The sequence below is a fragment of the Solibacillus sp. GQ1 genome (genome assembly GCF_059758555.1).
In genome coordinates this window covers 1,310,427-1,325,661 of record NZ_JCAXEX010000001.1, presented here as the reverse complement: position 1 = coordinate 1,325,661, position 15,235 = coordinate 1,310,427, and the positions used below count along the sequence as shown (strand labels likewise).

Annotated in this window: 12 protein-coding genes; 6 read left to right on the top strand and 6 right to left on the bottom strand. The window is 38.7% G+C overall.

What is annotated here, in order from left to right; all coding sequences use genetic code 11:
• Positions 1-45: 45 nt before the first annotated feature.
• The 4 genes from acnA to AC6CH1_RS06540 form a co-directional block, all read right to left on the bottom strand.
• Positions 46-2,742, bottom strand: coding sequence for an aconitate hydratase AcnA (gene acnA / locus AC6CH1_RS06555; protein WP_498316690.1), 2,697 nt, complete (start codon positions 2,740-2,742; stop codon positions 46-48).
• A 308-nt stretch (positions 2,743-3,050) separates the two neighbouring features.
• Positions 3,051-3,881: a DUF2785 domain-containing protein gene (locus tag AC6CH1_RS06550; RefSeq protein ID WP_251690017.1), complete on the bottom strand. Its 831-nt coding sequence runs from the start codon at positions 3,879-3,881 to the stop codon at positions 3,051-3,053.
• Between the two features lie 113 nt (positions 3,882-3,994).
• Positions 3,995-5,377 carry a vWA domain-containing protein gene (locus tag AC6CH1_RS06545; protein ID WP_251688078.1) on the bottom strand — a complete coding sequence of 461 codons (1,383 nt, stop codon included), beginning with the start codon at positions 5,375-5,377 and terminating at the stop codon, positions 3,995-3,997.
• A 24-nt stretch (positions 5,378-5,401) separates the two neighbouring features.
• Positions 5,402-6,520, bottom strand: coding sequence for an AAA family ATPase (locus AC6CH1_RS06540; RefSeq protein ID WP_251688080.1), 1,119 nt, complete (start codon positions 6,518-6,520; stop codon positions 5,402-5,404).
• A gap of 278 nt (positions 6,521-6,798) precedes the next feature.
• Between AC6CH1_RS06540 and AC6CH1_RS06535 the strand changes: the two genes are divergently transcribed.
• On the top strand, positions 6,799-8,733 hold the full coding sequence (locus AC6CH1_RS06535) for a right-handed parallel beta-helix repeat-containing protein (protein WP_251688082.1): 1,935 nt from the start codon (positions 6,799-6,801) through the stop codon (positions 8,731-8,733).
• Positions 8,734-8,845: 112 nt separating this feature from the next.
• Here the strand turns inward: AC6CH1_RS06535 and yfkAB are convergent, their stop codons facing one another.
• Positions 8,846-9,949, bottom strand: coding sequence for a radical SAM/CxCxxxxC motif protein YfkAB (yfkAB, locus tag AC6CH1_RS06530; RefSeq protein ID WP_251688084.1), 1,104 nt, complete (start codon positions 9,947-9,949; stop codon positions 8,846-8,848).
• 137 nt (positions 9,950-10,086) lie between these two features.
• A complete protein-coding gene (locus tag AC6CH1_RS06525; RefSeq protein ID WP_251688086.1) occupies positions 10,087-11,904 on the bottom strand; it encodes a dynamin family protein in 1,818 nt (605 codons plus the stop codon).
• A gap of 240 nt (positions 11,905-12,144) precedes the next feature.
• Here AC6CH1_RS06525 and AC6CH1_RS06520 point away from each other — a divergent pair, with 240 nt between their 5' ends.
• From AC6CH1_RS06520 to AC6CH1_RS06500, 5 genes are all read left to right on the top strand, one after another.
• Positions 12,145-13,578 carry a SulP family inorganic anion transporter gene (locus AC6CH1_RS06520; protein ID WP_251690018.1) on the top strand — a complete coding sequence of 478 codons (1,434 nt, stop codon included), beginning with the start codon at positions 12,145-12,147 and terminating at the stop codon, positions 13,576-13,578.
• Between the two features lie 10 nt (positions 13,579-13,588).
• Positions 13,589-14,008, top strand: coding sequence for a universal stress protein (locus AC6CH1_RS06515; RefSeq protein WP_251688088.1), 420 nt, complete (start codon positions 13,589-13,591; stop codon positions 14,006-14,008).
• A 121-nt stretch (positions 14,009-14,129) separates the two neighbouring features.
• Entirely contained in the window at positions 14,130-14,609 is a 480-nt protein-coding gene (locus tag AC6CH1_RS06510; RefSeq protein ID WP_251688090.1) for a hypothetical protein, read from the top strand.
• A 22-nt stretch (positions 14,610-14,631) separates the two neighbouring features.
• Positions 14,632-14,814, top strand: a complete 183-nt coding sequence (locus AC6CH1_RS06505; RefSeq protein WP_251688092.1) for a hypothetical protein — start codon at positions 14,632-14,634, stop codon at positions 14,812-14,814.
• A 57-nt stretch (positions 14,815-14,871) separates the two neighbouring features.
• Positions 14,872-15,135: a glycosyl transferase gene (locus AC6CH1_RS06500; RefSeq protein ID WP_251688094.1), complete on the top strand. Its 264-nt coding sequence runs from the start codon at positions 14,872-14,874 to the stop codon at positions 15,133-15,135.
• Positions 15,136-15,235: the final 100 nt, after the last annotated feature.

Sequence of the window (15,235 nt, the reverse complement as noted above, 5' to 3'; positions counted from 1 at the left end):
AAAGCCAATCGAAATTGACTTTGTCTTTCATGTTATAGAATGGAATTATTGTTGTGCAGCTTTAGCACGTAATACCATTTGTAGGATACCACCGTGACGGTAGTAGTCTACTTCTACTTCAGAGTCGAAACGAGCTAACGCTTTGAACTCAGTTACTTTTCCTTCTGGAGAAGTTGCAGTAACAGTTAGGATATCACGTGGTTTAACATCATCAGTTAAGTTAACGTCGATTGTTTCGTCACCTTTTAATCCTAAAGTTTCAGCTGAATCGCCAGCCATGAATTGTAATGGTAATACGCCCATCATTACTAAGTTAGAACGGTGAATACGCTCGTAAGATTGTGCGATTACAGTTTTAACGCCTAGTAAGAATGTACCTTTAGCAGCCCAGTCACGAGATGAACCCATACCGTAGTCGTTACCAGCTAATACTACTAAGCCAGTACCTGCTTCTTTGTACTTCATGCAAGCATCGTAAATGTACTCAACTTCGCCTGTTGGCCAGTAAGTAGTGAAACCACCTTCTGTACCTGGAGCGATTTGGTTACGGATACGGATGTTAGCGAATGTACCGCGCATCATTACTTCGTGGTTACCACGACGAGAACCGTAAGAGTTGAAGTCACGGATTGCAACACCGTTTTCGATTAAGTACTTACCAGCTGGTGTATCTTTACCGATTGCACCTGCAGGAGAGATGTGGTCAGTAGTGATAGAGTCACCGAACTTAGCCATTACACGCATTCCAGCTAATGTTTGGATAGCACCTGGCTCTTTAGAAAGACCAGTGAAGAATGGTGGGTTTTGGATGTAAGTTGATTTAACATCGAAAGTATATAAGTTTTCAGTTGAAGTTTCGATTGCATTCCAAGCTTCGTTAGCAGTGAATACTGTTTCGTATTCTTTTTGGAATAATTCACGAGTAACAACTTTATTTAATACTTCGTTAACTTCTTCAGTTGATGGCCAGATATCAGCGAAGAATACTTCTTTGCCTTCTGGAGTTACAGCGATTGCGTCTTTTTGTAGATCGATATCTACAGTACCAGCTAAAGCGTAAGCAACAACTAATGGTGGTGAAGCTAAGAAGTTAGCTTTTACTAATGGGTGTACACGGCCTTCGAAGTTACGGTTACCTGATAATACAGAAGTTACGAATAAATCGTTTGATTTGATTGCTTCTTCTAATTCTGGTAATAACGGACCTGAGTTACCGATACATGTTGTACAACCGTAACCTACAGTGTTGAAACCGATTTGGTCGAAGTAGTCTTGTAAACCAGACTCTTCTAGGTAACCAGTTACTACTTTAGAACCTGGAGCTAAAGAAGTTTTAACCCACTTAGCAGGTTTGATTCCTAACTCAACCGCTTTTTTAGCAACTAAACCAGCAGCTAATAATACGTATGGGTTAGATGTGTTTGTACAAGAAGTGATGGCAGCGATTGCTACAGCACCTGCAGGAATTTCTACGTCACCTTCTGCAAATTTAGCAGTAGATGTTTTAGAGAATTCTTCTTCAGTTAAACCGAAACCTTGAGTACCTTGTGGAGCTACTACTGATTCACGGTAAACACGTTTCATTTCAGTTAAAGGAATTAAATCTTGTGGACGCTTAGGACCAGAAAGGTTAGCTTCGATGTCCGCTAAGTTAATTTCTAAAACATCAGTGTAAACAGGCTCTAAGTCCGGGTTGAAGAACATGTCGTTAGCTTTTAAGTAAGCTTCAACAACAGCAATGTGCTCTTCGTCACGGCCAGTTAAGCGCATGTAGTTTAATGATTCTTCGTCAACTGCGAAGAAACCACAAGTAGCACCATATTCTGGAGCCATGTTTGAGATTGTAGCACGGTCAGCTAGTGGTAAACCAGGTACGCCAGGTCCGAAGAACTCAACGAATTTGTTTACTACACCACGAGCACGTAATACTTGAGTTACTTTTAATGCTAAGTCAGTAGCTGTAGTACCGTTTGGTAATTCGCCTACTAATTTAACACCGATAACATCAGGAATTGGGAAGTAAGATGGTTGACCTAACATACCAGCTTCAGCTTCAATACCACCAACACCCCAACCTAGAACACCGATACCGTTGATCATAGTTGTGTGAGAGTCAGTACCTACTACTGAGTCAGGGAATGCTACTAAACCTTCTTCTGTTTCGTTAACGTGAACGATTGGAGCTAAATACTCTAAGTTAACTTGGTGTACGATACCAGTTGCTGGTGGTACAGCGCGGAAGTTATCATAAGCAGTTTGAGCCCATTTTAAGAAGTTATAACGTTCAGCGTTACGCTCGAACTCTAAATCCATGTTCGCTTGTAATGCTGCTGCGTTACCGTATTTGTCTACTTGTACTGAGTGGTCAATTACAAGGTCAACCGGAATTGCAGGGTTGATTTTAGCTGGGTCTCCACCCATTTCTTTCATTGCAGAACGTAATGAAGCTAAGTCAACTACTACTGGAACACCAGTGAAGTCTTGTAATACTACACGAGAAGGTTTGAATGGTACTTCAGCATCTGCATTGTGATTACCGAAGTTAGCTAATTCATTAACGTGCTCGTCTTTAATTACATAGTTATCGTATTGACGTAATACTGATTCTAATAATACTTTAATTGAATAAGGTAGGCGTGATACTTTTGCGATACCAGCTTCTTCAATTGCAGCTAAACGGAAATAGTTATAAGTTTTACCGTTAACTTCAAAAGTCGAACGACTGTTGTGTAAGTTTGCCATGTTGTGTTCCCCCTAGTTTTTCTTAATTGAAAAGGTTGTAATGCTCTTTTCTCCACAGTCAATAATAGCGCACATTCAAACATAAGTAAATTGCATTATTATTATCTTTTGCGATAAGTTAAAATTATGACCTATCGGAAATGCCCTTTTCTTCTGCAATACCTTCAGAAATCCTACTTTGTCAGAAAGTTCTTCTCACACAGTATTCCTCAACAATTTCAGATTGTATTTTAAATGGCATATTTTTTAGTACATATGTGTATAAATTTGAATAAATTTAAATATATTATTGTACTAAAATAATGTTACTAGTTTAATTTGAGCCAGCGCTGAATGAGCGTGGACACAATACTGCGCAATTTTTCATTCCGATTGGCAAATTTCAAATAAAAGTAGAGCGTTTTTGCCATGTTCAGCTGGTTTGTTCTAGCTTTAAACCAAAGTGCATCATAGCCGCGCTCATAGGCGACCATTTCCAGCTGGTCAAACAGCTGTTCAAACCATTCTATAAACAGTTCTTCGTCGATGTTTTTAGCTAACAATGCCTGAATGATATTGCAGAAACGTTCTTCTTCATCATCGACAAATACATAGCCCTTCCAAATATTTGCGCGGATTGCCTGCAATATTTGAGCCGTAAAGCGAATCGGATAAAGCGGATGCGCAATAATGGCGTTAATTAACTCCGTTGTATTTGTAACGCTATGCGCCCAGCCCGACTTCGGATCGACGAAGCTTCGCAAATCCTGCTCCTTCGTTAATAGCGCCACCGCATTTTGTGCAAGGAGCTCCAACTGCTCACTCGATAAAATGACAAGCTGTCGATCCGCATTCACGATTGCCGCTAAATAAAGAGCCGCATAGGAACGCTGAAAAACAGAAGATGTCCCCTTTTCGCCAACTTTATAAAGTAATCCGTCTGTTGAAGAAAGTTTGCTCACAAAATCGGCAATAACTGTCTCACCGAGTGCATTTTCCGACAACAGCAAAATGAACAGGCGGTAATTCAGCTGGTCACGGATTGCTGCTTCTTCATGACCGATTGTCTCCAGTATATCATTCAGTATCGACGGGTGCTCCTGAATAGATTGTTTTCGCTCTTCCGTCGTCATTTCAAAAAACTTTTCATAATCCTCCACTAACAAAAAGACGCCTCCTAACCAAATGCATAACAATATTGTAAGAGACGTATGATCATTTGACTAGGTAAAAGCTCTTCTAATAGACGCACACCTTCTGAATATACCCGTTTTTATAAAACAAATGCATCTTCTGCTTCAAATAATTCATTTACTTCAATAACACGATCCGAGAAGCGCTCGACAACATTCAGATCGACGGTATTGAATAAATTTGTTAAAACTATGGAAGTACATTCAAATTGCTTCAGCTTTTTTGTGTGTGCAAATTCCTCTATAAAACGTGATGGTAAAAAGCTGGACCCGTCTGTTACGAACAGCAAATCCGCTTTTTTAAATTCGCTTTTCTTTAATAGCTTCAATGCTTCACGTAATGGCAGCTCATAATTTGTACCGCCACCGATGAAGCTGTCACTGAACTGAATGAGGTCCTGCGTCTTTGCCTGACCTTTTCGGAAAAATTTAATTTCCCCCACATTTGTTGCAAAAGGAATAATCGCAAAATCTCTTTTCTGTTTTTTAGCGATGTTCAGCAAGGCAATACAAAACGCCTTACTTTGGGCTTTAATTGATGTCATGGAACTGCTTTCATCCATGCATACAATAATCGGTCCTTTTCCTTGACGATCTTTCCCCTTCTTATTAAAAACGAGTGTTTGCTGCTCGCTTAACCGCTTTAAAAAATCGAGCTTGCTATATCCTAACATATAGTTGCCCAATTCAGCCGGCAACAATCGGGATAGCTCATGACCAAAAGTCACCGATTGATGCTGAATCGTCTCGTCTTGTTTAGACTTCTGCTTTCTTGTCGCAATTTTTTTAAAACGGCCGACTAATTCGGCAATTTTATGCAATTCCTTTCGCTCGCTAATCATTCTCGCCAGTTTAAACTGATCGCTTAAAGGAACTTGATCCATTTTTTTGCCGTCCATCGTCCCGACTTTCATGACTGCTGTTTTTGTATGATGAATATTCTTTTTGTTTTGCTGCAGCATCATGCCGATAGACGTTTTCGATAACTGCTTTAAATATTCCCTTTTTTCCGGTAAATCGTTTGTCATATTCGGGCTTTGTCGCTGATTTTGAAAGGCTTCCAGTTGCTCGATCTGAAATGGGTTTTTCTGTTCCTCATAATATTGAAAGCTTTTAAGAAGCTGTTCTGCAATGCTGACGGAAGTAAGGACACTTAACAGCTCGTCACCTTTTGTCAGCTCATGCCATTGGATGTACTCTTCATTTTTCAGCAGCTCTTTCATAAAATCATATTGCATTTTGTCCAGTTGCTTTGCATTTTTATTTAGTACAGGTGCTTTATAATAGAAAGCATGCCAGCAATCCCCGATGATATTCGTAAAGCCGGGAACAATTTTTTCCCCTGCAATGCTGCTGTCATTCAACAAAGTGGCCATTTTCAACAATTCGTTAAACCGTGTCTTTTGCTCAGTGCTCCCCTCAAAAACAGTTCGGCTGTAGATTACATGTATGTTCTCACTCAAAGAGCATCCCACCTTCTGTATTCTTTAAAACCCGATAACATCTGAAGTTATTCGAAGTAATTGTTTATGCATTTCCGTTTTGAGACTGTTTAATTCCGGACGACTCGGGATTTGACGGCTCATATTTTGTACTTCCATAAATAATGTTTTCCCTTGCAGGAGCAGTTGACTCAGCTCCGATTTGGCAAACGGGGATTTTTGAAGCATCGCATTTCTCGCAGTTAAAATAATCATCTCAAACTCTGTCGATGTCCTGTGAATAAACGCTTCGACCGTATCAAAGGCCACTTCTTTAATGGTTTGTTCTGTTAATGATTTTTGTTCAACCGTTTCCCATAAAATATTCGTCAAAATCGGCAAGTCTTCCCGGATCACTTCTGTCCGCCCGTCTAAATACGCTTTTGCTTTTAAAACTGACAGTGACTGTTTAAAACGTCGATCGGACGGACGAATGCCTTCATCTTGAAGCGCCTGCCTAATTTTAGCAAGTACTTTAAAAATCGTATCTGAAATCGCAATCTGTTTCGTCTTTTGCTGATGTTCATAAAGCTCGTCCAATGTTATTTTCGTTACTTCCTTTTCGCTATCGTCCTTTAACATTGCAATAAAGGCTTCTTCTTCGCGAATATAATTAACTTCATAGCGCAGCAAAAAACGGTCGAATAATGCCTCCAGCCCTTCCCCTTCTTCGATATATTCATTGGATGAACCGACCATCGTCAAAAGTGGAGAAGCAATCGGAACCCCGTTGTTATAATAAATTCGTTCATTGATTAGTGTCAGCAGTGAATTCAAAATCGCGGAGTTTGCTTTAAAGATTTCATCAATAAACGCAAAATGGGCTTCCGGCAGCATATTAGTCACATTCCGTTTATAAATTCCCTGCTCCAAATCTTTTAAAGAAAGCACACCAAACAATTCTTCAGGTGTACTGAAAGGCGTCAATAAATGCTGGAAACAATGACTCCCTTCAACAATTGAACCAAGCATGGACGATAACACACTTTTCCCCGTCCCCGCTGGACCGATAAATAAAAGGTGCTGCCGTGATAATAGGGCAATTAATAAGGCTTCAATTTCTTCTTCCCGATCATAAAAACATTCATTCAGTTGCTGACGGATCGTTTGCAGCTGTTCACACATTGATTGACCACCTTTCCCTTTTTACGTAAATCCGTTTACCCGCACATTTATGTAATCCTCTCCTAATAACGTTACACTTCCTGTACGTTTTTTAAACCTTTTGCCTGTCATATTTCTTCCTTTAAAGAACTAGGAATATTTCAGGTGACTTTGCACTATTTTAGTAAGAGCAAAGGTAATATTATTTTCATGTTTTTACACAATTTTAATTGCAAATGATTAATTTTGTTATTTTACGTGAACATATTACATATAGCATGTTTGGTAGGAGGAATCGTATGGCGGCAGTAAGAGTGTCATCTTCAATTTTTTCACGCATTAAAACTATTCAAAAAGCAGTGCAACGAACAACGAGCCATGATGAAATTATCGTTGCATCCGGGACATATAAAGAAACTTTAACTTTTGAGGAAAACAGAACGGTTGCAGCGCAAAAGGATGCAACTGTCTGCTTAAAAGGATCTATCGTGATCGCTGAATCTGCGACAGTCACATTTGAAAACATGACGATTCAACCTACAACGCAAATTTATGTCGAAGGTAAAATTATATTAAAAAACTGTGTAATTCAAGGTGGACGTACGAATGTACTGTTAGCAATGAACGGCGGAACATTACATTGTGAAAAAACAACATTCAAGGATGCATCGGATGCGGCAGTGACATTGATTTACAATAGTGCAGCCCAGTTTGAACATTGTCACTTTGAAAACAATAAAAAAGTTCATATATTAGCGGAAAATTCAATGCTTCATTTAACGGATTGTACCCTTTCAAAAGCGAATCAGGCACTTTGGGTTAAATCTCATGGAAGGGCATATTTAACTCGTGTGAAAGTCCAGCATCATTCCGGCACACAGCTCATTATCCAGGACCATGCCCTATTGGAAATGGATGCCTGCGAAGTTCTGCATGGCGAAGGTAATGGTATATATGCATCAGACCATTCAAACATTCATTTAACGAAAACAGCAATCCAACACCACCACCTTCCCCAAATCTGGTTGCAAAGAAGTTCCCTAAACGTGACAGATTGCCAAATACAATACGGCAATGAATCCGGTATTATTTTACGGGACTATTCTGAAGCAATGATCGAGAATACATTGATTGCTTTTCATAAAATCGCAAATGTCCAGCTGTTGCTCGAGTCTTTCCTAAATATGACGAACTGTGAAGTATACAGCTGCCAAGGCGTCGGGATTCATATAAAGGAAAAATCGGTCGCAAACTTCAATAGTACGGTGTTTGCCTATAATGTGCTGCCGCAGCTTTTCATTACTGATAACTCCATTTGTACAATAAAAGATGCGACAATTCAGGAAGGAAAACAGATTGGAGTTTATACAGAAAAAGGTGCTTCATGTTCGATTGTTTCCAGTACGATTACAGGTCATAAAAATGCGGCGCTAACGGTAATGGAAGCGGAATTATTCCTGTTAAATACGACGGTACACCATAATAAAGGCAATGGCATTTTAGCGGTCAATCATGCGAAAACTTCTGTGGACAATTGCCATTTCAATCATAATGACCTAGCACATATAGCCGGGAAAAATAACAGTACGGTAACGATTTACCAAAGCGAATTAATCGGCGGCAAAAGTATCTTTGTCATGGATGCATGTGAACTTGAAGTAACCGAATCGGTTGTGAAAGATGGCACGGGAATTCAAATTGAAATGGTCGGCAATACGAATGCCACAATTCAGCATTCCCAAATTAGCGGCGGCGAAACGAACGGGATTGTGGCGATGAAAGATGCATCGGTTCATATTATCGAAAGCCAAATTTCTTGTCATAAAATGCCGCAAATCATCATCAATGACAGTTCTCTTGTGTTAAAAGACAGCGAGTTGATGGAAGGTGAACGGAACGGTTTAATAATTGAAAACCATGCAGAGGCGTTGATTCAGGATACGTTCATTTCCAATCATATGTATTCCCAGTTATGGATTGACTCCGAATCTTCTGTTGAGCTGAACACAACACAGATTATTGAAGGCCATGAATCCGATATATTTGTACAAAACAAATCGGTTCTCCATGCTTCGAAATGCATTATTCAAAATGCGAAGTTTGATTTCAACATCCAGGCGGTCAACTATTCGAAAATTTATCTGTCCGAAACAATGGTCGACAACTCGTTCGGTTCAAAGTTTTACAGTGAAAATAACAGCGAAATTTCATCGAATCTTGATGAAATCAGCTAATGACATTACTACCTGCGACTTTTTCTGTTGCAGGTAGGTTTTTTAGTATTGGTGAAACAAAAAATAAAAAACAATCTACCCACATCTGGATAGATTGTTGTATTTAAATTATTTATTTCACAATCCCACTGACAAATTCAGTAGACGGATAATACATGTTTTTAACTATGACGTTTGCCCCTAAACATTTCACCGCAGGACAATGACAATTGATCGATTTGGAAATATTTGAATCTAGCCATCTTTTATAGATTTGAGTTAATGATTCATTTTTAATATTACCGAATGCTTGACCGTCATCCGAGAAATCGGTAACCGAAATATCACCTGAGAATATATTCAGGTTCATTCTTGAACGACCGTCAACATCATTTCTCATTGTTGTATTCGATGCATTATTGATTCGGTTGATTAATGCGATATCGCGCTCATCACGGCTGCACGGATAGAACGGCAATGTTCCGAATAAAACCCAAATATCTTTATTTCTGTAATCCAGGATTTCATTGATAACTGTTCTGTATTCATCCAAACCGATCGTTTCTAAGCTTTCAGCAAAATCACTTGCATACATCGGGTGAATCTCATGTCGTTTACATAGCATTTCATTGGCTACTTCATGGTGGATTTTCTCCATAAACGGCACTGTGTTGCGGTTTAACATTGTTTCTGCGGAAACGAACATGCCGCCTTTTGATAGTTCTCTTGCATTGTCAAAAATATTGCGATATAAGTTCCCTCTATATTCAACTGACGGCGTTTTTTCCATCATCGCGAATCCTGTTTCAACAAATTCCTTTTCATCACACCAGTTGTGCGAAATATGCATGACATCTAAATAAGGTGCAACCAGCTCATAATGAGACATCGGTAATGTAAGGTTGGAGTTGATTTGTGTCTTTATCCCCCTGCTCTTCGCATATTTCAATAGCGGTAACAGGTTATCCTTAATTCCCTTTTTAGTTAATAGTGGTTCTCCACCTGTAAAACTCATTGTTCGTAACGTTTCAACCTCTTCCAGTTTACGAATAATTTCATCTGCCGGGATGGCCGGTAATTCTTTTGTCAATAACGTATATCCTACTGCACAATGAGAGCATCTCATATTACATAAGTTTGTTGTCGTAAACTCTATATTAGATAAAGTTAGCTTACCATGTTGGTCGATATCAATATATGGTTCCCATTCATCATGAGGTTTAAAAATTGTATTCATTTAAATACTTCCTTTCTGCGAGTACAATTTTCTCATAAAAACTTTGCATTGGAAAGGCTATTGTTTACAAGGAATTCGCAGCACTCCCTTAAAAAGCAAATGGCCGCACGAGTTAAAAATCCCGCGCAGCCAATTTTTTAAAATTCGATTTTTTCAGGTAATTCCGGAATATCCGAGATAATATCTTCTTCGGTTAACCGCAGCTCAAACAGTTGATATTTTTCTTTCAAATTCAGCGGTTCCAATATTTCATCCGGTTCTGTTGCAATTGGTGTTTCATACGTAAAATCAACCGTAACAAGATGATTAATCGTCTGTTGAATTTGCATTTTTTCCTGCTCTTTAATCGGCAGTACTCTTTCCAATAAAAGAGGCTCTAGTGCATCTTTTATAAAGCTTTGTGCTTCGGCAATGCAATTGAATTCGGCCAGTTTATTTACAGAGGCTGTCATGTTGGCCCGTTCACGAATGCGTTTCGATTCCAATTCGTTTAACTGATTGTGTATTGATAATAATTGGTTTTCCACCAGCTCGTTCAGACGACTTTGTACTGAATCCAGTTTTTCCAGTACAAATTGTTCGTATTTTTTAATGAGCACCAGTTTTTGTTCACAATTTTTTTGGACTTTATTTAACGTTTGAATATGCTCGGACAAAAACGGTGTAAGTTCACTCTCTTCTAACGGGAATTTGAGCGACGTCCCCGTTTGTTTTTTGAACTGCTTTTCAAGTTGTCCATATTCCATTGAATATTCTACATGCAATTTTCGGTAATCACGTACATTTTTTTGATAAAGTACCGCCATTTCCTCATACATATCGATGATTGGATCGCGTAAATAGGAATGGCCATTCAGTGTCTGTAAAAGCTGAAAAAGAGTTTGTACTTCTTTGAACACTTTACTAACCGATTCATATTGTTTGTCAAGAGAGTCGATGAGCGCTTTATCCTTTTGTAATTGAGCTGCATCACTATGAAAATCACTTTGATGCTGTATGACATATTCAAATGCCGAAATATACGGTTCTCTTGCAGGAATTGTATTAATTTCTATACGGAGACGTTCCAGCCATTGTATAAACCGCTCTGTTATATGTCGCGTCTTTTTTTGCTTGTTATCAATTAACTGGAACATCAGTTGTGACAGCTGTGTAATGCGTGAATCAATAAGCAGCTGTGTGCTGTTCGTATTACGTGCTTCCTGGGCCTGTAAAGCCGATACTGGTACATCCTCTCCTATAAAATAGCCGTAACGTTCTTTCTCCATATCAAGAAAGTTTTCCACTTCCCCATCTACCTGGTCAATCCCGTTTACGACTAAATGAGCAGTAATTCCCATTTTGTTCAGCTTTTCGATAAAATTCAATTCTGCTTCCGTAGCAGGTGAACCCGCTTGCAATACCCAGAAAACTTCATTACAGCGCTGTAATAGAGCTGGTGAAAAGTATGCTGTATTATTTGCGCCTGCTTCCAGCGCAACCGAGTCAACAATTGTCACTTTCTTTAACAGCTCGCAAGTTATATACACTTCCAAATAATCCAGGTGCTTACGAATTATTTGTGCACTTTCCGTATTTGAAATGGTGAATAGTGAAAGGTTGGCAATATCAAATGTCACTACCATTCCATTTAAAAATACAGCTTTTATATATTCCTCATTACCGTATTTTAAAAATGTATTGGTCCTCGTCGGTTCTGTGGGGCGGTCTTCCAGCAGATTTCTGCCGATTAAACTGTTGATTACTGTCGTTTTCCCAACCCGCTCTTTTCCTAGAAAGAGCACGATTGGCTGACTGTCAGCATCATCTATAATCTGTTTTAAACGGGATGTCGTATCTTTTACATAACTATTTTGAGACAGAATACTATGCAAAGGTTTTAACCGTTCAATTAATTGTTCCAACGGATTATGTTCATCAAAGTTGTTTAGCTGTTCGCTGAATCGCTCAGTCATACGGGTCACTCCTTTACAAACAATTGTTATTCTATTATAAACGCAGTGATTTCCATGTGGAGAAGTAATTACGAAAATCGAAATAATTGGTTCCTCATACTTAATCAATACAACGCTGACTAGGTATTAACACACGGAAAATTTATAGAGGGAATTAAATTTCATCATAATGTTGCTATTGCCGGGCATGATTTGCGTGCTATTATAGTAGAAGAATATTTAAAAGGAGCTACACAATATATGTACAATATCCGTGAGCAATGGTTTGGGAATGTACGCTCAGATGTGCTGGCAGGACTTGTTGTCGCACTGGCCCTCATCCCTGAAGCAATTGCTTTTTCTATTTTAGCCGGTGTAGATCCGATGGTCGGACTCTATGCCTCATTTGTAATCGCTGTAACAATCAGCTTTGTCGGTGGTCGTCCTGCGATGATTTCCGCTGCAACAGGAGCGATGGCCCTCGTTATCGTCTCGCTTGTAAAAGACCATGGGTTGCAGTATTTACTCGCTGCAACGATTTTAACTGGAATTATCCAAATCATTTTCGGAATGCTGAAAATAGCACGCCTGATGAAGTTTATTCCAAATGCAGTCATGATCGGTTTTGTTAACTCATTAGCGATTTTAGTATTCATGGCTCAAACACCGCACTTTATTGGTGGCGACTTCGTTACTTGGGCATTCCTGCTTGCGACAATTGCACTTATTTACGCAATCCCTTTTGTCATTAAAGGGATCCCTGCCCCTCTTATTGCTGTTGTAATTTTATCGGCAGTAGCCATTTATTCAGGCTTTAATTTAAATACAGTCGGAGATATGGGAACAATTACACAATCACTGCCAACATTTTTAATTCCGGATATTCCGTTTAACTTAGAAACGTTGATGATTATTTTACCTTATTCGTTGGCTTTAGCTGTTGTCGGATTGGTCGAATCATTATTGACAGCATCAATTTTGGACGATATGACGGCTTCTGAAAGTGATAAAAATAAAGAAGCGCGCGGACAAGGGATTGCCAATGTTATTAACGGTTTCTTCGGTGGTATGGCCGGCTGTGCGATGATCGGACAATCCGTGATTAACGTAAAATCCGGCGCACGTGGCCGACTCTCCACTTTTGTTGCTGGTGTATTTTTAATGTTTTTAATACTCGTTCTGGGCGATTATGTCGTTCAAATTCCAATGCCGGTACTTGCTGGTGTAATGGTTGTTGTATGTATTACCCAATTTGACTGGCAATCATTCAAATATGCTGTGACAGCACCGAAAAAAGATGTGTTTGTAATGCTTCTGACAATCGCGGTTGTCCTGTATACACATAACTTAGCGTTAGGTGTTGTAGCCGGTATTATTGTCAGTGCACTGTTTTTCGTCAACGAAATCTCACGTGTAAGTATTTCAAAGCAAGGGAAAACATACTTTGTCAAAGGGCAACTATTCTTCGCTTCAACAGAAGGATTTATCGACTATTTCAAAACGGTTCAAAATGAGCAGTCATCAATTGTCATCGATTTTTCACTATGTAAAGTGTGGGATGATTCGGCAATCGGTGCTTTAATGAAGGTGAAAGACCAGTTGAAAGCGAAAAATATAGAAGTAACCTACTTGAATATTGATGAGTCAAGTAAACAGCTATTGAAGAAGTTAACCGGTACGACATTAATCGATTAGGAGGTGGCTTATGTATCAACATATTTTACTGGCCGCTGATGGTTCGCAAAACTCGATACGTGCAGCAAAAGAAGCTTTAAAAATAGCCCAAATAAATGCTGAAACATTGGTGACAATCATCTTTATCATTGATATGGAAAAAGCGAAAACGGATGTATTGCATTCAAGCTCCATCGAAAGTCTTTACATGGAACGTCGTCGAAAGCTCGTGCCAATCGAGGAACTGTTCAACGGGAATCAAGTCCATTATAAGGTGGAAATCATTCACGGCTCACCAGGACCTGAAATCATCAAATTTGCCAACACGCAAAATGTGGATTTAGTGGTGATCGGCAGCCGCGGCTTAAACAGCCTGCAGGAAATGGTGCTAGGCAGCGTATCACATAAAGTGATGAAGCGCGTCCAATGCCCTGCAATGCTTGTGAAGTAAGGGAAAACTAAACAGAGAAAAGACAAAACATTTTTAGAGCGACTAATATGTTTTGTCTTTTTTTTATGTATATCTGATATAATTGGAGTCAACATGTCAAATTCAGGATGAGGTGGGAACTGTGTTTTTCTTAAAGCCCAAACTAATTAAAAATGGTAAGAAATCTAATGCGGAATTGTTATTTAAAGATGTTTCACCAGATCAATGGGATCAGGAACATTTAACGAAAGCTAATTTGGATTTTTCAATAGATAGTGTTCGTCTCGTTAATGAGTATGCTGAACGGTTAATCCATACAGAATTTGGACAGCAGCTTTTGAAAGAGCATTCAGAAAATTTCATCACACGTATTGGTGCCTATTTAGGCGAAGTAATTAAAAATCACAAAGACGGGCAATATCGCTGGTTTGATTTTAATTCGATTCAAGAAAATACCGAACATCTAAATAATTATGGATTGAGTGTAGACGATGAATCTGTTCTTTATTCTAAAAAATTGGATCACATATTGTGTCCCATTTATGAAGTGAAGCAATATTTTGATGGTAAATCCAACTATAAAAATTTTTTAGCATATGTAGAACAAGCGATAAAAAACTAGAATTACTGGGGAGGAACTATTTATGTCCAATGATGCTCTAATAATACTAGCCATAGTTTCAACTATGATATGGATTACTGTATCTAAAGAAGCTACAAAGCCTACAAAAGCGGTGAACAAACGAAAGATGATCACTTTATTATCCGCAGGAACTTTATCGGCAATTCTATTAACTGTATCCCTTTTTCAACATTTATTGTTCTAATTTTATTTAACGTGAATGCGTAAATAAATTAGTAAAATCCATACAGAGGAGATAATTTTGAAAAAACTACTTTTATTACTCATTGTTCCTGTTATTATTTGGTTTGGTTGCAGCAATACTGTAGTTGCAGAGTTTGCTACTGTGAAGGAAATTAAGGAGAATTCGATTATCATTCAAAATTGGGGTGGAGAAACAAAAGAACTCGTTATTCCAAAAACTAATGATTATTCTTTTGAAGTAGAGAAAGAATATTTTTTTAATTACGAAGTCAAGAAAAGTAAAAAGGCTGTTTTAATATCTGCAGAACCGAATGTACCTTAAACTTCTGCTACAGCCTGTTTTAAAAGTTATCTGGTTAAATTATGCTGATCCAAAATATAATCCTCAGTTCCGGCAAAATAATCCTCACTTCGGGCTATAT